This window comes from Anaerozeibacter quisquiliarum, from assembly GCF_051162045.1.
Classification (GTDB): domain Bacteria; phylum Bacillota; class Clostridia; order Christensenellales; family Aristaeellaceae; genus Anaerozeibacter; species Anaerozeibacter quisquiliarum.
On the sequence record NZ_JBISDI010000002.1, the window covers coordinates 116,239 to 134,298 of the forward strand.

The 18,060-nt window shown below is 63.5% G+C and carries 16 protein-coding genes; 9 read left to right on the top strand and 7 right to left on the bottom strand.

The window, feature by feature from the left end; all coding sequences use genetic code 11:
• Window positions 1-30 precede the first annotated feature (30 nt).
• The 3 genes from ACH6CV_RS01505 to ACH6CV_RS01515 all read left to right on the top strand — a co-directional run bounded on the left by ACH6CV_RS01505 (window position 31) and on the right by ACH6CV_RS01515 (window position 3,189).
• Window positions 31-1,251 carry an extracellular solute-binding protein gene (locus ACH6CV_RS01505; protein WP_456356386.1) on the top strand — a complete coding sequence of 407 codons (1,221 nt, stop codon included), beginning with the start codon at window positions 31-33 and terminating at the stop codon, window positions 1,249-1,251.
• A 94-nt stretch (window positions 1,252-1,345) separates the two neighbouring features.
• Window positions 1,346-2,275 carry a carbohydrate ABC transporter permease gene (locus ACH6CV_RS01510; protein ID WP_456356387.1) on the top strand — a complete coding sequence of 310 codons (930 nt, stop codon included), beginning with the start codon at window positions 1,346-1,348 and terminating at the stop codon, window positions 2,273-2,275.
• Between the two features lie 14 nt (window positions 2,276-2,289).
• Window positions 2,290-3,189 carry a carbohydrate ABC transporter permease gene (locus ACH6CV_RS01515; protein WP_456356388.1) on the top strand — a complete coding sequence of 300 codons (900 nt, stop codon included), beginning with the start codon at window positions 2,290-2,292 and terminating at the stop codon, window positions 3,187-3,189.
• Window positions 3,190-3,216: 27 nt separating this feature from the next.
• Here ACH6CV_RS01515 and fusA read toward each other — a convergent pair whose 3' ends face one another.
• From fusA to ACH6CV_RS01530, 3 genes are all read right to left on the bottom strand, one after another.
• Window positions 3,217-5,298: an elongation factor G gene (gene fusA, locus ACH6CV_RS01520; RefSeq protein ID WP_456356389.1), complete on the bottom strand. Its 2,082-nt coding sequence runs from the start codon at window positions 5,296-5,298 to the stop codon at window positions 3,217-3,219.
• A 124-nt stretch (window positions 5,299-5,422) separates the two neighbouring features.
• Window positions 5,423-6,172 (bottom strand): glutamate racemase, encoded by a 750-nt coding sequence (gene murI, locus ACH6CV_RS01525; protein ID WP_456356390.1) that lies wholly within the window; start codon window positions 6,170-6,172, stop codon window positions 5,423-5,425.
• Between the two features lie 400 nt (window positions 6,173-6,572).
• Entirely contained in the window at window positions 6,573-8,363 is a 1,791-nt protein-coding gene (locus tag ACH6CV_RS01530; protein ID WP_456356391.1) for an Ig-like domain-containing protein, read from the bottom strand.
• Window positions 8,364-8,641: 278 nt separating this feature from the next.
• Here ACH6CV_RS01530 and rplU point away from each other — a divergent pair, with 278 nt between their 5' ends.
• Genes rplU through rpmA form a run of 3 tightly spaced genes read left to right on the top strand, consistent with a single transcriptional unit; the run spans window position 8,642 to window position 9,572 of the window.
• A complete protein-coding gene (gene rplU / locus ACH6CV_RS01535; RefSeq protein WP_456356392.1) occupies window positions 8,642-8,950 on the top strand; it encodes a 50S ribosomal protein L21 in 309 nt (102 codons plus the stop codon).
• The gene (locus ACH6CV_RS01540; protein ID WP_456356393.1) at window positions 8,950-9,288 is read left to right on the top strand and encodes a ribosomal-processing cysteine protease Prp; all 339 of its coding nucleotides are present in this window, start codon (window positions 8,950-8,952) and stop codon (window positions 9,286-9,288) included. Before rplU ends, ACH6CV_RS01540 begins: the two co-directional genes overlap by 1 nt.
• A complete protein-coding gene (gene rpmA / locus ACH6CV_RS01545) occupies window positions 9,276-9,572 on the top strand; it encodes a 50S ribosomal protein L27 (RefSeq protein WP_456356394.1) in 297 nt (98 codons plus the stop codon). The genes ACH6CV_RS01540 and rpmA overlap by 13 nt, the downstream gene beginning before the upstream one ends.
• A 67-nt stretch (window positions 9,573-9,639) precedes the next feature.
• Here the strand turns inward: rpmA and ACH6CV_RS01550 are convergent, their stop codons facing one another.
• Window positions 9,640-11,016: a glycine--tRNA ligase gene (locus tag ACH6CV_RS01550; RefSeq protein ID WP_456356395.1), complete on the bottom strand. Its 1,377-nt coding sequence runs from the start codon at window positions 11,014-11,016 to the stop codon at window positions 9,640-9,642.
• Between the two features lie 201 nt (window positions 11,017-11,217).
• Between ACH6CV_RS01550 and ACH6CV_RS01555 the strand changes: the two genes are divergently transcribed.
• The 3 genes from ACH6CV_RS01555 to ACH6CV_RS01565 all read left to right on the top strand — a co-directional run bounded on the left by ACH6CV_RS01555 (window position 11,218) and on the right by ACH6CV_RS01565 (window position 15,278).
• Window positions 11,218-14,049: an Ig-like domain-containing protein gene (locus ACH6CV_RS01555; protein ID WP_456356396.1), complete on the top strand. Its 2,832-nt coding sequence runs from the start codon at window positions 11,218-11,220 to the stop codon at window positions 14,047-14,049.
• Window positions 14,050-14,179: 130 nt separating this feature from the next.
• A complete protein-coding gene (locus tag ACH6CV_RS01560) occupies window positions 14,180-15,067 on the top strand; it encodes an RluA family pseudouridine synthase (RefSeq protein ID WP_456356397.1) in 888 nt (295 codons plus the stop codon).
• A gap of 37 nt (window positions 15,068-15,104) precedes the next feature.
• Window positions 15,105-15,278, top strand: a complete 174-nt coding sequence (locus ACH6CV_RS01565; RefSeq protein ID WP_456356398.1) for a hypothetical protein — start codon at window positions 15,105-15,107, stop codon at window positions 15,276-15,278.
• Window positions 15,279-15,656: 378 nt separating this feature from the next.
• Here the strand turns inward: ACH6CV_RS01565 and ACH6CV_RS01570 are convergent, their stop codons facing one another.
• The 3 genes from ACH6CV_RS01570 to ACH6CV_RS01580 all read right to left on the bottom strand — a co-directional run bounded on the left by ACH6CV_RS01570 (window position 15,657) and on the right by ACH6CV_RS01580 (window position 18,059).
• Window positions 15,657-16,268: a YdcF family protein gene (locus tag ACH6CV_RS01570; RefSeq protein ID WP_456356399.1), complete on the bottom strand. Its 612-nt coding sequence runs from the start codon at window positions 16,266-16,268 to the stop codon at window positions 15,657-15,659.
• An 11-nt stretch (window positions 16,269-16,279) separates the two neighbouring features.
• Entirely contained in the window at window positions 16,280-16,969 is a 690-nt protein-coding gene (locus ACH6CV_RS01575) for a PHP domain-containing protein (RefSeq protein ID WP_456356400.1), read from the bottom strand.
• A gap of 178 nt (window positions 16,970-17,147) precedes the next feature.
• A complete protein-coding gene (locus tag ACH6CV_RS01580) occupies window positions 17,148-18,059 on the bottom strand; it encodes an ATP-grasp fold amidoligase family protein (RefSeq protein ID WP_456356401.1) in 912 nt (303 codons plus the stop codon).
• Window position 18,060 lies beyond the last annotated feature (1 nt).

Genomic DNA, 18,060 nt, shown 5'->3' on the forward strand with positions numbered 1-18,060 from the left:
CATTCGTCAATGAATTGGGAGGTAGACATCATGAAGAAAGTCCTGTCCATGTTGCTGGTTGCCCTGATGGCTCTGGCCCTCGCGCCCGCCGCGATGGCCGCTGCGCCCGTCGAGCTCGACTTCTGGACCGTGTTCACCGGCGAGGACGGCGTGAACATGGATCAGCTGGTCGCCAACTTCAACGAAGCCAACGCCGGCATCAAGGTCAACCACATGAAGATGGAAGCCGACGACCTGTACATGAAGGCCCCGCTGGCCGTCACCGCCAAGGAAGGCGTGCCGGACATCGCGATCGTGCACGCCGAGCGCCTGCCCAAGTTCGTCGAGGATGGCATGATCATGCCCATCGACCAAGTGATGGCGAGCGGCAAGTTCGCGCCTGAGATGTACATGAGCGCCGGTTGGAATCTGGGCGATGTCGGTGGCCAGCGCTACTCGTTGCCGCTGGACGTGCACAGTTGGGTGTGCTACGTGAACCTCGATCTGCTCGCGGAGTATGACCTCGACACCCCCGTGCTCGCCGATGGCGTCATCACCTGGGACGAAGTCAAGGCTGTGGGCGAGAAGTGCAAGGACGACGGCATCACCCCGATCGGCGTCACCTGGAACCGTCCCTATATCCTCTCGATGTATTATCAAAAGGGCGGTAAGCTCACCGAGGATGGCGTGGCCGCGACCATCAACAACGAGGCCATGATCTCGGTTCTCAACGACCTCAAGGCCATGCATGACGCGGGCATCACTTCGGTGGACGGCGACGATCCCTTCGGCGGGTTGTTCGTGTCCGGCATGATGGTGTTCTGCCCCGAAGGCATCTGGATGAACAACGGCCTCAAGCAGTCCGACATGAACTATCAGATGGCGCTGTTCCCGCAGTACGACGCGGCGGACATCAAGTTCTGGGCGTCCTCGCACCAATTCGTCGAGTTCACCAAGGACACCACCCCCGAGAAGCAGGACGCCATTGCGACCTTCCTCGATTACGTGCGCCATAACTCCATGCTGTGGGCAGAAGCGGGCCAGACTGTCGCCTCGCTCGAGCTGCTCAGCGATCCCGCCTACAAGGAAATGAAGCAGGCGTTCTTGGCCGACTACGCCGACAAGATGGTCGTTTCGGATTACAAGAACTACGGCCTCGTCGTGGACATTCTGGGCCCGATGGGTTGGGAGAGCACGTTCGGCCGCATGACGCCCGAAGAGTTTGCGCAGGCCTGGCAGCAGAAGGTCGATGAGAAGGTAGCCGCGCAGTAAGGCAAAAAGCGAATGGTTCCCGACCGCCCACTGTGCGCTCCGGCGGTCGGGAATCTTTCAGTTTCTGATTGCCCACCTGAAGGGAGAGATTAGAATGCCGCCCAAAACGACCCGTGCCGGTGGCCTGAAACAAAGGCTGACCCCCTACCTGTTCCTCGCGCCCCATCTCATCCTGTTCGCCGCGTTCTTCATGATCCCGGCGGTGGTGGGTATTCTTTCTGCGTTTACCGACTGGAAGCTGGGCCAGCCCATGGTGTGGGAGGGGCTGGCGAATTTCAAGACGCTGTTCTTCGACCAGAATTCTCAGTATTACTGGCAGCTGCGCTGGGGCTTGATGAACACCATCAAGTTCGTACTGCTGACCGTGCCATTTCAGATCGCATTGCCGCTCCTGCTGGCGGTGGCGCTGCACTCCAAGACGGCCGGACATCGCGTATTCCAATCCATTTTCTATCTGCCGGCGCTATTGTCGATTGCGGTGGTCATGCTCAGCTGGAACTACATGTTCAACATGTCCGCCGGGTTTATCAACCAATTCTTCCGCTTGGGCAAGCTCAACTGGATCAGCTCAATCCCCCACAACTGGATCGCGCTGATCATCATCACCCTATGGTGGGTGTCGGGCACCAACATGGTCATCTACCAAAGCGCGCTGGCCGGCATCCCGCAGGAGCTTTACGAAGCGGCCTCGGTGGACGGCGCAGACAGGTTTCGGCAGTTCCTGCACGTCACCTTGCCCGGTATGCGCTATCCCCTGACCTACACCGCCATTTCCAGCGTCGTCGCGCAGTTCGGCATCTTTGGCCAGCCGCTGATGTTCAACCTGGGCGGGCCGGTGGCTTCGGTGGTCAATGGATTTGACAACAAGAGCAACAACATGCTGCTCATGTACATATACGACCATGGCTTCGGTCGCGCGGGCGGCGACCCCGGCATGGCCTCCGCGATGGCGTTGGTGCTGGGTGCGGTGATCTTGGCGGTTTCGGCCTTGCAATTCAAGCTCATGCGCGCCAATGCGGACTGATGGAGGTGGACGCTATGATAACCAGGAAAGCCCTTGCTCCGCGCGCAAACCGCGCCACTTGGCTTCAGAAAAACACGGGAAAAATCATTGCCTTTGCGTTCCTGCTCGTATTGGCGGCGGTGTGGCTGATGCCCATCGTTTGGGCGGTGCTATCCAGCTTCAAGCCCAGCATGGAGGCCAAGCAATATTTGAAGCTGAAAAATATTTTACCAATCAAGTGGACGCCGGAAAACTACCAATACGTGCTTGGAACCGCCACCACGCCAATTCTCCAATGGATGCGCAACTCCTTCGTCGTGTCCATTGCGCAAACGATGATCGTGCTGTTCATCACCTCCACCTCGGCCTTTGCCTACGAACGGCTCCAATTTCGCGGCAAGGAAGCGATTTTCTGGGTGGTGTTTGGCCTCAGCATGTTCCCCAACGTGATCGGCCTCGTGCCTCAGTTCCAGATCATGAACGCGCTTCGCTGGCTGGACAAGCTGCCCTCGGTCATCTTTCCGGGGGTGACGGGCGTGTTCAACATCTTCTTGATCCGCAATTTCCTGAAGAGTGTGCCACGCGACTTGGATGAGGCCGCGTCCATCGACGGCGCGGGCCCCTGGCGCATCTACTACCAGATCATCCTACCCTCGATCATACCGGTCTTGACCGTGGTGGGGCTGTTCGCCTTCACCGGCGCGTGGAACGACTTTGTATGGCCCTCAATCGCGCTGACCAATCCCAAGAACCTGACGCTCACGCCGGGTCTTAAGCTGCTGCAAGTCAGCGAGGGCGGCCACGGCGGCGGCGGTCACGTGGTGCGCCAACTGGCGGGCGGCGTGATCGGCATCATCCCCACGTTCCTGATCTACCTGGGCGCGCAGCAGTACTTCCTGACCGGCCTCAACCTGAGCGCGGGGATCAAGGGGTAGCGTCCTGCGGGCTGCTTTATCCATATGCTATTCCTCGTCGTCCTCTTCCTTCTTGGCGTTCTCGATGATCTTCTTGGCGTCGGCGGCGGGCACTTCCTCGTAGCGCTCAAAGCGCATGGTGAATGAGCCGCGCGCCTGGGTCATGGAGCGCAGGTCGGTGGCGTACTTGAACATCTCGGCCTGCGGCACCTCGGCGATGACCAACTGCCCGCCGTCCGCCTGTTCCATGCCCAGGATTCGGCCGCGGCGCTTGTTCATGTCGCCGATGATGTCGCCCATGTACTCGTCGGGCACCTGCACCTCGACGTGGTAGATCGGCTCGAGCAGCGTGGGGCCGGCGTCGACCAGCTTCTTGAACGCCAGGCGCGCGGCGGTCTTGAACGCCATTTCCGACGAGTCGACCGGGTGGTAGGAGCCAAAATGCAGCTTGGCGGTCAGCCCGACCACCGGGTAGCCGGCGAGCACACCCTTGCCCAGGTTCTCGCGCAGGCCCTTTTCGACGGCGGGGATGAAGTTGCGCGGTACCACGCCGCCCACGACCGCGTCCTCGAAGATGAAGTCGGTGTTCGAGGGGTCGTCGTTGGGGCGGAACTCGATCACCACGTGGCCAAACTGGCCGTGGCCGCCGGTCTGCTTCTTGTGGCGCCCTTCGCTGTCCAGCTTCTTGCGGATGGTCTCGCGGTAGGGGATCTTGGGATCCTGCAACAGGCACTCCGCGCCGAACTTGCTGGCCAGCTTTTTCGAGACGACCTCGATGTGCAGCTCGCCCAGGCCCGACAGCACGGTCTCGGTGGTGGACGGGTCCTTGCCGATGCGGATGGTCGGGTCCTCCTCCATCAGGCGGCTGAGCCCGGAGAACACCTTGTCCTCCTCGCCCGACTTCTTGGCGTACACCGCCATCGAGATGCAGGGCTGCGGGAAGACGATCTCGTCAAAGCGCACCTGGTTGCCCGGATCGGACAGCGTATGGCCGGTGCTGACCGAAGATAGCTTGGCCAGCGCGCAGATGTCGCCCGCGACCACCTTGGTCGTGGTCGCCTGCTTCTTGCCGCGCTGGATGTAGATGGTGCCGGCCTTCTCGGACTTCTCGGCGTTGACATTGAACAACTGCGTCTCGCCGGTCAGCACGCCGCTCGTTACCTTCAAAAGCGACAGCTTGCCCACGAAGGGATCGGCCAGCGTCTTGAACACGCGCGCCGAGAACGGCTGATTCTCCGCGCACTCGCGCGACACCGGTTCGTTGTTCTTGGGGTTGACGCCGGTCGTTGTCCGCCCTTCGGGCGAGGGCATGAGCTCGATTACGTTGTCGAGCAGCTTCGAAAGTCCCACGCGCGTCAGCGACGAGCAGCACACCACCGGCACCACGGTGCCGTCGGCGATGCCCTTGCGCAGGCCCTTCATCGTGTCTTCGCTCGACAGCTCCATCGACTCGAAGTACTTTTCCATCAATTCCTCGTCCGCGCCGGCGGCCGCTTCCATGATGGCCTCGCGCGCGGCTTCGACCTCGCCCAACATCGACGCGGGAATCTCGATTTCCTTGAGCGACTTGCCCTCGCCGACAAAGGCCTTGTTCTCGAGCACGCACACCACGCCTGCGAACTTGTCGCCCTCGATGATGGGCAGTTCGATCGGCGCGATGTGGGAGCCGTACTTGTCGGTGATGGTCGCAAGCGCCTTTTGGAAGTTGGCGTTCTCGCGGTCCATCTGGTTGATGACGATCATGCGGGCGGTCTTGTGCTTGTCGCACTGTGTCCACGCCTTCTCCGCGCCCACGTTGAGGCCGGACACCGCGCCCACGGTGATGATCGCGCCCTCGGCCACGGTGAGGGGGCCCATCATCTCGCCCGCGAAGTCGAAGAAGCCGGGCACATCGATCAGGTTGATTTTTACATCCTTATATTCAAGGGGCGCCATGGCGGCGGAGATCGAGATGCCGCGGCGGATCTCTTCGGGATCGTAGTCGGTGGTGGTGGAACCGTCTTCCACGCGGCCCTGGCGGTCGATCGTACCGGTCGCAAACAGCAGCGCCTCGACCAGCGTGGTCTTGCCCTCCCCGCCATGGCCGACGACGGCAATGTTGCGGATATTACCCGTTCGGTAGTCCTTCATTAAGCGTTCCCCCTGTTCATAAATTGGCCGCGCACTGCAAATAAAGAACCAGTGCTTGCGCGCAAATCACTAGCGTATATTCTATCAGAAATCGCCGCCCTTGAAAAGGGCTTTTGCGATTTTTTTAGTCCGGCAGCTCATATAGCATCCGCATCACCGGAAGCGACGCCGGATCGGACGCCTCAAACGCCACCGAGCCCGGCCCACCGGCCAGCGCGCCCGACTCGGTCAGCAACGCCTCGAGCCGCCGCGCGGTACCGAGGTTGCCGTCGAACAGCCGTGCACCGGGCACGTGCCGCGCGACGATGCTTCGCAGGAACACGTAGTGCGTGCAGCCCAGCACCACGGCGTCGACGGTCTCGCCGCGGAACTTTTCCAGGCGCTCGTCGAGGTAGTCGTCGAGCGCGGGCGAGTCGAGCTCGCCGCGCTCGACGAACTCCATGAGGCCGGGGCAGGGCGCGACCAGCGCATCGCGTCCGTAGCGCTCCATCAGCGCCCGGAATTTCCCCTGGCGCAGCGTGGCGGCGGTCGCCATCACGAGCACCTTGCCCCGCCCGCGCGCCAAGGCGGCGGGTTTGAGCGCGGGCTCCATGCCAATGACCGGGATGTCAAGCGCGCAGCGCAGCGCCTCCGCCGCGGCGGAGGTGGCGGTATTGCAGGCGATCACCAGCGCCTTGACGCCCTGTCCGAGCAGGCGCTCGGCCGCGGCGCGCGTGAGCGAGCGGATCTCCGCCTCGGCGCGGTCGCCGTAGGGGGCGTTCCGGGTATCCCCATAGTATAGGTAGCGCTCGCCGGGCAGCACCCGCACGAGCGAACGCAGCACGCTGACGCCGCCCACGCCCGAGTCAAACACGCCGATTGGCCGGTCATCCATGAAAAAACGCCTCCTTGGCGAGATGATCCTTACTGATATTATACGCCCGGCGGCGCGTTTGTCAAATGCGGCGGCAAGCCCCGCGCAAGCGGTCATGGGGTCCTTAAGGGCAGCGCCCTTGCGAGGAGGATGGGACTTCCCCGTTTTCGAGGCAAGGGCGGACTCGTTCTGAAAAAATCAGGCGCCGCCCGGCGGGTGACACCTGATTTTTCAGAACATCGGGAACGCCGCGCCGCCTCGGCTGGAATTCGGCTTCGCGGTTCTCTTGTTGGGCAGCCGATACGACGGCGCGGGGAGCGGGGGACGCAGGGGTTCCGCCCCGGCCCCCGCCAAAGGGCTGTGTTCTCTGGGCTTTCTTCATCGCCCACGCGGAAGGGTTCCGGCTGCCGTTCGGTTTGTGCTAACTCCCAATCCCCGCCTTGCGCCGCACGATGTACCCCTGCGAACGGTACACGCCCGCTATGCTCTTGATGTTACAGTCCACCGTGTTGGGTTCGCTGCCGCCGCCCTGTTCGAGCACCATGATGCGCTCCGGGGTTACGTAGTACAGGAACATCGCCACATGCCCCCGCTTGACCAGGATGTCGCCCGGAACCAGTTTGCTCCACCCATCGGACACCGTCGTGTAGCCGGACGAAACGTATATGTCCCGCGAGTTCAGATACGAGTTCGCGCCGTTGTAGTTCCACTGCACCATCGATACGAACGAGGAACAGTCGTTGCCCGGATACTTTTTGTCCACCATGCCCGTGACCTGATAATACCCGTCGCGCTTTGAGTTGGCGAGGCTCTTGAGCCACTTGTCCAGGTGGAACGTGCGGTTGGTCTGGGTGTAGGGCATGCCGAAATAGATGCGGTTCGCCACATAGGAGGTGCTGCCCGACCAATACGTCACGTTGCGATCGGTCGCCCAGGGCACGTCGTACATCAAAAAGCCCCGCCGCAGGATGTCCGTGCGATTGGCGCGTTCGCGCGCGCCGATCTTCTTGGCCGCGAGGTTGGCCTCGAGTTCCATGACCGCGCTGTCGAATATGCTGAGGATCTTGTTGTGGTTGGCCGTAATGGCGCTCGCTGCCGCCACATACCGGTCGGGCTCCACGCTCACGCGCTTGTCCGACAGCACGCGCACCTCGACGCTGTCCGTCCTGTTGCCTGCCTTGGCGGTAATCCGGGCTGTTCCCGCCTTGCGCCCCACCAGCTTGCCGCTCGGGTCCACCGCGGCGATCGCCGTGTTGCTGCTGCTCCAGGACACCTTGGAACGGCTGGTCGTCGGCAGCACCTTGGCCGTCAGCTGTGTCGCCTTCTCCTCGCCCAGGTACATGTCCTGCTGGTCGATCGTCACCGAGGTGACCGCGTCGGGGTCGGTAATCCGGATTGTGCGCGCCACGCGCACCGACGCGGCCGCCGCGCTGGTCGCGGTGATCGTCACGCTGCCTTCCTTTCGGGCCAGCACCACGCCGTTCGTCACCATGGCCGTCGCGGGGTCGCTCGAGGTCCAGTTGATCTTGTTGCTGGCGGTTGCGGGCGACACCGTCGCCTTGAGCGTCAGTCGGGTGTTTATATCCATTACAGACGTGGCCGGCGTCAGGCTCAGGCTCGTCGGCGCAACGACCTTGGACACCTCCACGTTGATGACCTTGAACAGCTTGGGGTTTTTCGTGGACACGGCGCGCACCCGCAGCTTGCCCGGCTTTAACGCGGTAATCACACCGTCCGGCGATACCTTGGCGATCGAAGGCTTGCTCGACTGCCACTTGACCGTCTGCGGCGCGCTCGCGGGCAGGATCGTGGCCTTCACTTCGAAGGTCTCGCCCACGACCAGCTCCGCCTTGGGGGCCGAAAGCGTCATCGATCCGGGGGTGCTCGCGCTGGGGCGCGAGTCCACCACGGTCACCGTGCAGCCCGACCACGGGCCGCTGCCGATGCGCACGCCGATCTGCGTCTTGCCCCGGCGCCGCGCCGTCACCACGCCGCCCGAAACCGATGCGATTTTCGGGTTCTTGCTCTTCCACCGCACCTTGCTTTTCAGCCTGGCCGGCGCGTCGCTGGTCAATGTCAGCGTATTGCCGTCGGCCAGGTCGATCACGGCGGTCTTCTGGCTGATCTTAACCGCTACAGCCATCGCGGCGGGCGCCTCCAGCGCCAACGCCACCACCAGCAGCAACAGCAGCGCGCGCAGCGTCCTCTTCATCAATGCCACCCACTCCTTCCGAGGCAAGATGTGTATCACACATTTCAATTTATTTCAATTATATTACGATATCTCCCTAAAATCAAGTCTCTCCTAGTATTTTCCAACTTTGCCACACTTTCGCCGCACATAGCGCCGCGGTCGTTTTTAACCGAAGTTACGGTTGACAACAAGGCCCGTTTCATCTATACTAGGTCGGTAAGCCGCTCGAGAGGGGCTCGTAAACATGTGCAAACATGGCCTTTGCTCGGCGAGTATTCGATGAGGAGGTGCTACGCGTGTACGCAGTCATACAAACCGGTGGCAAACAGTACCGCGTCCAGCAGGGCGACGTGATCTATGTGGAAAAGCTGAACGAGCAGGAGGGCGCGAACGTCGAGTTCGAGGTGCTGCTGCTCGGAGGCGAGAATTCCGTGAAGGTTGGGCAGCCGACCGTCAACGGCGCGAAGGTGACCGGCAAGGTACTGGGCCAGGTCAAGGGCGCGAAGGTCGTGGTCTACAAGTTCAAGGCCAAGAAGAACGTGCGCAAGAAGCAGGGCCACCGCCAGCCGTACACCAAGGTGGAGATCGCGTCCATCACCGGCTGATGACCCGGGCTACCTTTTTTCAAAGAGGTGCGTTGCTCGCGGGCGTCTCGATTGTGGGGCACGCGGGATACGCGCAGGCGGGACGCGACATCGTGTGCAGCGCGATATCCGCCGTAAGCCACATGACGGCGCTGGGGCTTTGCGAAGTGATGGGCCTGCGCGTCCGGGCCGAGAGGGCGGACTCAGGCGTCCGGATCCTGGTGGCCGAGGCGGATCTCACGAAGGCGCAGCCCATGCTCCGGGCGCTCGAAAAGGAGCTTCAAGCCATCCACGACCAATACCCCGATCATATTCGGATCGGCTACCAAGAACGGAGGGAATTCACATGTTTCAGCTGAACCTTCAGCTCTTCGCCCACAAGAAGGGCGTCGGCTCCTCGCGCAACGGCCGCGACAGCCACGCGCAGCGCCTGGGCACCAAGCGCGCCGACGGGCAGTTTGTGCTCGCGGGCAACATTCTGGTGCGTCAGCGCGGCACCAAGATCCATCCCGGCACGAACGTCGGCAAGGGCAGCGACGACACGCTGTTCGCCAAGCTCGACGGCGTGGTCAAGTTTGAGCGCCTGGGCAAGGACAGAAAGCAGGTGAGCATCTACCCCAGCGCGGAAATCGCCGCGGAGTAGGCTCGTTCATACGTCAAACGGGCGATTGGGGAATTGATTTCCCCAATCGCCCGTTTGATTTGTTCACTTAAAAGTCGATCTTTGCATCGAGGTACGCGGCCAGGTCCTCGATCGCGACCAGTTCCTGCCGCATCGTATCCCTGTCGCGCACGGTGACCTTGCCGGTCTCGAGCGTATCAAAGTCGATCGTGATGCAGTAGGGCGTGCCGGCCTCGTCGGCGCGGCGGTAGCGCTTGCCGATCGAGCCGGTCTCATCGTAGTCCACCGCGAAGCGCTTGGCAAGCTTCGCGTAGACCTCGCGCGCCTTCTCAGAAAGCTTCTTCTGCAGCGGCAGCACCGCCGCCTTGTACGGGGCCAGCGCCGGATGCAGGTGCAGGACGACGCGCGAATCGCCGCCGTCCAGCTCCTGCTCTTCGTAGGCATTGCACAGAAACGCCAGCGCCATGCGGTCGACGCCCAGCGACGGCTCCACGCAGTAGGGGATGTACTTCTCGCCCGTCACCGGGTCGAGGTGCTCCATCGACTCGCCCGAATGCTCCTGGTGCTGCCTGAGGTCGTAGTCGGTTCGGTCGGCGATGCCCCACAGCTCGCCCCAACCAAACGGGAACAGGAACTCGAAATCGGTGGTGGCCTTCGAGTAGAACGCCAGCTCCTCGGGGTCGTGGTCGCGCAGGCGCAGGTTTTCTTTCTTGATGCCGAGCGACGTAAGCCAGTCGCGGCAGAACGCGCGCCAGTAGGCGAACCACTCGAGGTCCTCGCCCGGCTTCATGAAGAACTCCAGTTCCATCTGCTCGAACTCGCGCACGCGGAAGATGAAGTTGCCCGGCGTGATCTCGTTGCGGAACGACTTGCCGATTTGAGCGATGCCGGCGGGCAGCTTTTTACGCGAGGCGCGCATCGTGTTCTTGAAGTTGACGAAGATGCCCTGCGCGGTCTCGGGGCGCAGGAAGATCTCCGCGGCGGAATCCTGGTTCACGCCCTGGAAGGTCTTGAACATCATGTTGAACTGGCGGATGCCGGTGAAATCGTGCTTGCCGCAGGAGGGGCAGGGGATATTCTGCTGCGTTACGTACTGCTCGAGCTTCTCGTTCGACCAGCCGTCGGCCTGCACCTCGCCCTTGGAATATTCCTCGATCAGCTTGTCGGCGCGGAAGCGCGCCTTGCACGCGCGGCAGTCCATCAGCGGGTCGTTGAAGCCGCCCACGTGGCCGGAGGCCACCCACACCTCGCGGTTCATCAGAATCGCGCAGTCGAGCCCCACGTTGTACGGGCTCTCCTGCACAAACTTGCGCCACCAGGCGCGCTTGACGTTGTTTTTGAACTCGACGCCCAGCGGGCCATAGTCCCACGTATTGGCGAGCCCTCCGTAGATTTCCGAACCCGCGAAGATGTATCCCCTGTTTTTGCACAGCGCGACCAGTTTGTCCATCGTGAGCGCGGCCATGGTATCCCCTCGATCCTGTTAATTTGAACTTTATGATACCAAATCGAGTCTGAGCAATGCAAGCCTTTCCTGTTAAATTCGCCCAATGGAAGGCGCGGTATGGCGTGAAGCGGCTCCCTTATGATATACTGGGGTGTGCTATAATAGGTTGTCTTGTTGATTCCGGCGCACACCGCCATGATACGGAGGATGGATCTGCCTATGAAACGCTTCTCCTGGATAGCGCTTTTGCTGACGCTTGTGCTCGGCACATGCAGCTCGGCGCTGGCAGCGGGCAATGGGGAAACCACCTATCGCGCGCTGCTGATCGGCATCGACGGATATCAGACCAACGCGCTGAGCGGCTGCGTCAACGACACCGCGCGCATGGCGCAGACGCTGCAGGCCGCCAACGAAGCGGGGGCGTTCTACCAGTCGCCCACGGTCCTCGCGAACCTGCAGACCGACGAGATCGTCTCGTCGTTCTCCGAGGTGCACAACTGGGGCGTGGACGACGACGACGTGACCTTCTTCTACTTCGCCGGCCATGGCTTCATGAGCGACAAGGGCACTCCGGCCATCGTGGGCAAGGACAGCAAGATGCTCAAGATCAGCGAGTTGGTCTCGCTGCTCGACCAGGTGCCGGGCGTCAAGCTCGTGGCGTTCGACAACCGCTATGCCGATTCGCTGCTGCCCAAGCTCAGCAAGCAGGACGGCACGCTGGCCAAGGCGCTGTCGAAATACAATACGGCGGTGATCGACGCGTTCAAGGCGTCGCCGAAGGCCGCCGACTACTACGTGCTCAGCGCCTCCACGCTGTCCTCGAGCGTCGAAGCGGCGCTTCAGGCGGGCGAGGAACCCCGCGGCCTCATCACCTACTACCTGACCGCGGGCTGCGGCTACGACTACGTGGGCCTGCGCCCGGCCGACGAGCTGCCCGCCGACACCAACTTAAACGGCGCGGTATCGCTCGGCGAAATCCGCGACTACATCGAATCACAGATCCTCAAGCGCCCGGACGCCACCGACCTGGTGTTCGATGTGCAGATCCAGCCGGCGGGCAGCTCGTTCCCGGTGCTGGCGCGCCGGGCGACCGCCGAGGTGCTGGAGGTCAAGCTCGAGGAAGGCCCGGTCGACGTGCCGCTCGGCCGTACGCGCCAGCTCGAGGCGCAGACGCAGCCGATCAACGCGTCCCGGCACACGATCTACTGGTCGAGCTCCGACCTGTCGGTCGCCACGGTCGACGAGACCGGCGCCGTGCAGGGCGTGAAGCCGGGCGCGGCCCGCATCGCCGCCACCACATCGAACGGTCTGACCGTGTCCACCGAAGTAAACGTGCGCGACATCACGCCGGTCGACGAGCTGCGGCTGAATACGCCGAGGCTGGCGCTGGCCATGGGCAGCACGACCAAGCTGAACCTGACCGTGCTGCCGGAAAACGCCAGCGAGCCGATCAAATGGGCGTCGGACGACACCGGCGTGGTCACCGTCGACCAGGAGGGCAACCTGAACTGCGTGGGCCTGGGCGAGACCTTCATCACCGTGTCCACCGACGGCGGCCTCGAGGCCACATGCGCGCTCACGGTGGTGCCCAAGGACAAGGTGGTCACCAAGGTCGAAGTGGATAAGACCCGCCTGGAGATCTTCGAGGGCGAAAGCCGCAACGTGCGCTCGCGCGTCAAGCCCGCGGACGCCGCCGACCCGATCGTGCAGTTCTCCTCGAGCGATCCCTCGATTGCCGACATCACCGGCGAGAGCATCATCGTGGGCGTAGCCCGCGGCGAGTGCACGGTGTACGCCACCGCGTCGAGCGGCCAGTCGGTCCCGATCAAGGTGAACGTCAAGGGCGCGTCGGTGCTGCTGAGCAAGGACAGCCTGCTGCTCAAGCCGGGCGCGGGCACACAATTGAAGGCCCAGGTCAAGCCGGCCGGAACGGAATCGGCGATCACCTGGGAGAGCAGCGACCCGGCAATCGCGACGGTCGAGGAAGGCAAGATCACGGCCGTGGCCGAGGGCACGTGCGCGATCACCGCCAGCCTCGAGAACGGCGCCAGCGCCACCTGCCGCGTGATGGTGGGCGGTACGCCGGCCAAGAACGTCAAGCTCAAGCCGGGCAAGCTCACGCTCGACGGGGGCGCGAAGCAGGCGCTCGAGGTACAGGTCAAGCCCGCGAACGCCTCGCTCGCGTCGCTCTCGTGGAAAAGCAGCGACGAGCGCGTGGCGCAGGTGGACGACACCGGCCTCGTGACCGCGGTCGGCCCCGGCCGCGCGATCATCGGCGTCAAGACGTTCGGCGGCGGCAAGGCGCGCTGCCTGGTGACGGTCAGGGGCGACGCGACCGGCGAGGGCGGCGAGAGCGCGAACGTGTCCGAACTGACGGTCACGCCTTCGGAACTCAACCTGGTCGTCGGCCTGCCGGGCGCAGACAGGGCGCAGCTCACGGTGGACGCGCCGGTTTCGGCGGGCGCCGTACAGGTCAAATACGCGAGCTCGAACCCCAAGGTCGCCTCGGTCGACCAGGAGGGCAATGTCACGGCGCGCTCGCCCGGCAAGGCCATCATCCGCGCCAAGGCGGGCAAGAAGGCGATGGTCGATTGCAAGATAGCGGTCGCGGGCAACCGCGCCCAGTATAAGAAACCGGTCGTCGGCGACGAAGAACAAATCTACACCAGCGCGCGCCAGATCTTCTACAAGGACGGCCATCTGATGGTTCAGATGTTCTTTGTCAACCGCACCAAGGCTGCGGCCGCGCCCGAGGCCGGCACCATCTACATCACGCTCAAGGACGGTACCTCGGTCGCGTTCAAGGAGCTCGAAGCGGGCAAGAAGCTGGCTCCGGGCAAGGCGGGTACGCTCGGCTTCAAGGTGAAGGTTCAGGAGGGCGACGCGCTCTATGGCCTCGACCTGCGCGGCGCGACGGCCAAGCTCTACCCCCAGGGGGAAATGCCGGAAGGCTTGGCCGCGCCCGAGACCGACACGCCGGAGGCGGACGCTCAGGAGGCGGATGTCCCGGCAGATGACGCCGAGGGCGGCGACGCGGCCGCGAACGACTGATGAAAACAGGGCAAGGCCGGGTGCCGTAGGGGCGATCTGCGCTTTGCAACCGCCGTTTTCCGTTAGATAAGCAAGAAACCGGGGCTGCGGCGTCTCTTGGCGCTGCAGCCTCAGTGATTGGGAGGCTTCCGTGCACACCATCACCTACCCCGTGCCGCCCGCGGACGACGGGCGGCTAATCAAGCGGGTCATTCGCGGCTCGATCGGGCTGTCGTATCACCAACTGAGCATGCTGAAGGCGGCGGGCGCGCTGATGCTCAATGGGCGCGCGGTGCATGCGAACGAACCGGTGCGCGCGGGCGACGTGATCGAGTTGACGCTGGTGGAAGCGCCGGGCCGCGCCCCCATGCCGGAGGCGGGGCCCGTCTTCGTGGTCTATGAGGACGAACACCTGCTGATTGTCGATAAGGAAGCGCCGCTCGCCTGCCAGTCGTCGCCGCGCCAGGCGGGCGGGACGCTCGAAAACCGGCTGGCGCACCGCTATGCGGGCGATCCCAGCTACGCGTTCCGGCCGGTCAACCGGCTGGATAAGGGCACGAGCGGGCTGATGGTGGTGGCCAAGCACGCGCACGCGCAGATGCTGCTGTCGCAAAAGCTGCACAGCGGCGATTTCGAGCGCGAATACCTGGCGGTGGTCGCGGGCCGCCCCGAGCCGGGCGAGGGCGAGATCGAGGCCCCGATCGGCAAAGCGGACGGCGCGACGGTCAGGCGCGAGGTGCGCGCGGACGGCAAGGCCGCGCGCACGGCGTATCGGACGCTGGAGACGCGCGGCGGTATGGCGCTTTTGCGGCTCAAGCTGTTCACCGGGCGTACGCATCAAATCCGGGTGCACCTGCAGTCGATCGGCTGCCCGGTGCTGGGTGACTTCCTGTATGGGACGGAGGATGCGCGGCTGCCGGGCCGGTTCGCGCTGCACTCGGCGTTTCTGTCGCTGACGCATCCGGCAAGCGGGAAGCGGCTGTCGTTTGAATCGCCGCTGCCGGCGGCGCTTGAGGCACTGATGAAGGGAATGGAGTGATCGGATGCGATGCGGATGTCCGCGGTGCGACGCGTACATGGTTCACGCGGAGAGCATGCGGCTGGGCTGCGTGTGCCCGGAATGCGGCGCGCGCTGCGACGCCTGTCTGGGCACAAACACGGTGATGAGCCGAGAAGCATTTCAGGCGATGAAGGCTGCCAACAAAGCGCAAAACGAGCGCGAGGACACCCCTCCCCCGCGTGAGCGCTGAAGGGCGTCCAGAGGGGCGCACCCGACCGCGCCCGGCGGGCGAGGAAGGGAGGGCGCCAGCCCAATGAGCAAGCGAGCATCCACGCCGGATGGCGTGGGGCGACCATTGCGAATTGAGTGAAGCCCTTTGGCGGGGTCCAGGGGCGGAGCCCTTGGCGTAACCCCGTAACCCCGCGCCGCCGTATCAAACATTCAAACAAAAGGAACGCAAGGCCGAGTCCAAACGGCGGCGGCGCGGCGTTCCCGATGTCCTATCGATGAAGGTGCCGCCCGACGGGCGGCACCTTCATCGATAGGACGAGTCTCCCCTGCGCCGTAAAACCACAGGCCTGCGGTCACCCGCCGCCCGCAACTTACCGTGCGCAGCCAAATCATACGATCAGCGCAATACCCTTCGCTGCACGAAATACTTCGTCCAGCTCAGCGCTTCCTTGAGGCGGGCGACCGCGCGGTTGTGCCACAGGTCGGGGCCGGGCGCGGGATAGGCCGCGACGTCCACGCCCACGTCGGCGCTCAGCCACAGCGCCCGCGTCATGTGGTAGTCGCTGGTCACGAGCAGCGCGCTCGTAAGGCCCCGTGCCTCCATGATCGAGCGCGCGCCCAGCAGATTCTGTTCGGTGTCAATCGACTGATCCTCGAGATGGATGTGGGATTCCGGCACCCCGCGCGCGCGCAGGTATTGGGCCATCGCGAAAGCCTCGGTCACAGGCTCGTCGCTCCCGCGCGCCCCGCACACGATGAACTGATCGGCCAGCTTTTGCTCATAGGCCGCGTAGGCCGTCTCGATCCGGTGCTCGAGCGTGGTGGACAGCTCGCCGTCCGGCATCACGCGCGCGCCCAGCACCACGATGGCGTCGGCGCGCCTGACGGGATAGCTCGCGCGCGACGCGACGTGCACCACCGCCACCAACGCGCCGCCCGCGATCAGCCCGGCCGCCAACACCCACGATAACACCTTCGCCCACGCCCTCTTTTTCTTCGCTTGATTCAATGGTATGACTCCTATAATTTCTCAATGACCCGCGCGCGCCCGCTCCTGAGCGCCGCGATCAGCCCGTCCATGTCGGCGACCGGCCAGGGCAGTTCCATCGCACCGAAGCCCACTTCATCCGCCTTGTGCGCGTCGGCGCCGGCGGTCATCAACGAGCCGTGCCTGTGCGCCAGCCGCAGCGCCTGCGCATCCCATTCGCTGTGCCCCGCGTGGTGGTGGTGAGCGTTGTAGACCTCGATCGCGTCGTACAGCTCGGGCCGAGGCCGGAACGGATCGATGTAATATGCCTGGCGGAACGGGTGCGCGTGCGCGAGAAACGCGCCCGCCGCCCGCGTCTCGCGCGCGTACCGTTCGAGGTCCCACTCGGCAATGTCGGGATGCGTAAGCAGATATTCTTCACCCAGTCCGTAGGTCAATATCTCCGGCCCGCCTTGGTCGGTTTCCCAGCCGAACAGCACGGCGACACCCAACTTGTCGCCCGCTTTCTTGGCCGCGCGGTAACCCTTCATGAGCCAACCGACCCGCTCCGGCCAGGGCAGATTTCGGGGGCTGGTGGTGTTGGCGTTGAAAAAGTGGTCGGTCACCACGACCAGTCCGTAACCCTGCCCGGCGCAGGCGCGCATCATCGCTTCGGCGCCGTCGCGCCCGCACGCGCTCGATTCGGCGGTGTGCAGGTGCAGCTGCGCGTAGAACTTGCTCATCGATACCCCTCTCCCACCCAGGCAGCCATTCTCGAAAACCCCGGGAGGTCTGGAGGGCCGCAGCCCTCCATGTTCAATCATTTGTGCTGGCTTTGCCGGTGCAAATGGATTCCCCCAAAGGGCGAGCTTGCCCGCCCGGCGGGGAATTCATTCATGCGGCCGGACTCGCGTGACCGGCTTACAGCCGGATCAGTTCGCCCAGGTGCTGCTCGAACGAACGCGGGCGGAACACCTCCATGCCGTACCCGTGGAAGAAGGTCATCTCGCCGAAGTACACCCGGCCGTCTACCTCGTATAGGTCAATACGGATGTGCTTTAGCCCCTTGGACAGCTTGCGCGCCACATCCAGCATCTCGTTTAGGCACTCGGGCCGCTGAACCTGCCCGTCGTAGCCGGGGTGGCGGTTGAAGATCGCCTGCCGCTCCCAGTTGAGATCGTAGAAGTTGCGTTTGTGGTCCTGATAGCGGTCGACGTCCACGATGATGTAGCGCGGCTCGCCGTCAAAGCACAGGATCTTGTAGTCGTAGGGCACCTGCCCGCCCGGCCCCTCGAGAAACTGCTCGACCAAAATGCGCGGTCGGATGCCCTTATAGGGCCACTCGCGGCTGAGCCGGAACCAGTCGCCGGCCATCCAGCCGGGCAGCCTGCGCTTTTCGCGCTCGATCGCTTCGGCCGTTTTGGTGCCGTCCTGGATGATGTTGGTCGACGAGCCGTGCGTACATTTGAGCACGTACTTCTCGGGCAGCGCGTCCCAGTCGATGTCCTCCGGCCGCTCGTAGCGCGCGATCTCCGGAATCAGGTATTCCTCGCCCACCTGCTCGCGCACGTAGTCGCGCACCGCGAGCTTGTCGACGAAGCCCGGGTAGCGCTCGTCGCGGTCGTAGAGCTTGATCCACTGCAGCTTTTCGTTGTACAGCGCAGGGCGCTTAAGGTTGAGCCGACGCCCCAGCTTCAGATAGTATTGCAGCTTGAGGAACAGCCTGTCGGGCAGCCAATCGAGCAGCCCCCGCCGCGCCAGGCCGCACATCTTGTTGAACAGGAAGACGCGCAGCTTCCACAGGCCCTTGGGTTCGGTCACCGTCTGCGCCATG

What these genes read in the sequence shown, in the direction of transcription:
- ACH6CV_RS01505 (WP_456356386.1), top strand. Translation starts at nt 31, where the DNA reads ATGAAGAAAGTCCTGTCCATGTTGCTGGTTGCCCTGATGGCTCTGGCC.
- ACH6CV_RS01510 (WP_456356387.1), top strand. Translation starts at nt 1,346, where the DNA reads ATGCCGCCCAAAACGACCCGTGCCGGTGGCCTGAAACAAAGGCTGACC.
- ACH6CV_RS01515 (WP_456356388.1), top strand. Translation starts at nt 2,290, where the DNA reads ATGATAACCAGGAAAGCCCTTGCTCCGCGCGCAAACCGCGCCACTTGG.
- fusA (WP_456356389.1), bottom strand. Translation starts at nt 5,298, where the DNA reads ATGAAGGACTACCGAACGGGTAATATCCGCAACATTGCCGTCGTCGGC.
- murI (WP_456356390.1), bottom strand. Translation starts at nt 6,172, where the DNA reads ATGGATGACCGGCCAATCGGCGTGTTTGACTCGGGCGTGGGCGGCGTC.
- ACH6CV_RS01530 (WP_456356391.1), bottom strand. Translation starts at nt 8,363, where the DNA reads ATGAAGAGGACGCTGCGCGCGCTGCTGTTGCTGCTGGTGGTGGCGTTG.
- ACH6CV_RS01540 (WP_456356393.1), top strand. Translation starts at nt 8,950, where the DNA reads ATGACCCGGGCTACCTTTTTTCAAAGAGGTGCGTTGCTCGCGGGCGTC.
- rpmA (WP_456356394.1), top strand. Translation starts at nt 9,276, where the DNA reads ATGTTTCAGCTGAACCTTCAGCTCTTCGCCCACAAGAAGGGCGTCGGC.
- ACH6CV_RS01550 (WP_456356395.1), bottom strand. Translation starts at nt 11,016, where the DNA reads ATGGCCGCGCTCACGATGGACAAACTGGTCGCGCTGTGCAAAAACAGG.
- ACH6CV_RS01555 (WP_456356396.1), top strand. Translation starts at nt 11,218, where the DNA reads ATGAAACGCTTCTCCTGGATAGCGCTTTTGCTGACGCTTGTGCTCGGC.
- ACH6CV_RS01565 (WP_456356398.1), top strand. Translation starts at nt 15,105, where the DNA reads ATGGTTCACGCGGAGAGCATGCGGCTGGGCTGCGTGTGCCCGGAATGC.
- ACH6CV_RS01575 (WP_456356400.1), bottom strand. Translation starts at nt 16,969, where the DNA reads ATGAGCAAGTTCTACGCGCAGCTGCACCTGCACACCGCCGAATCGAGC.
- ACH6CV_RS01580 (WP_456356401.1), bottom strand. Translation starts at nt 18,059, where the DNA reads ATGGCGCAGACGGTGACCGAACCCAAGGGCCTGTGGAAGCTGCGCGTC.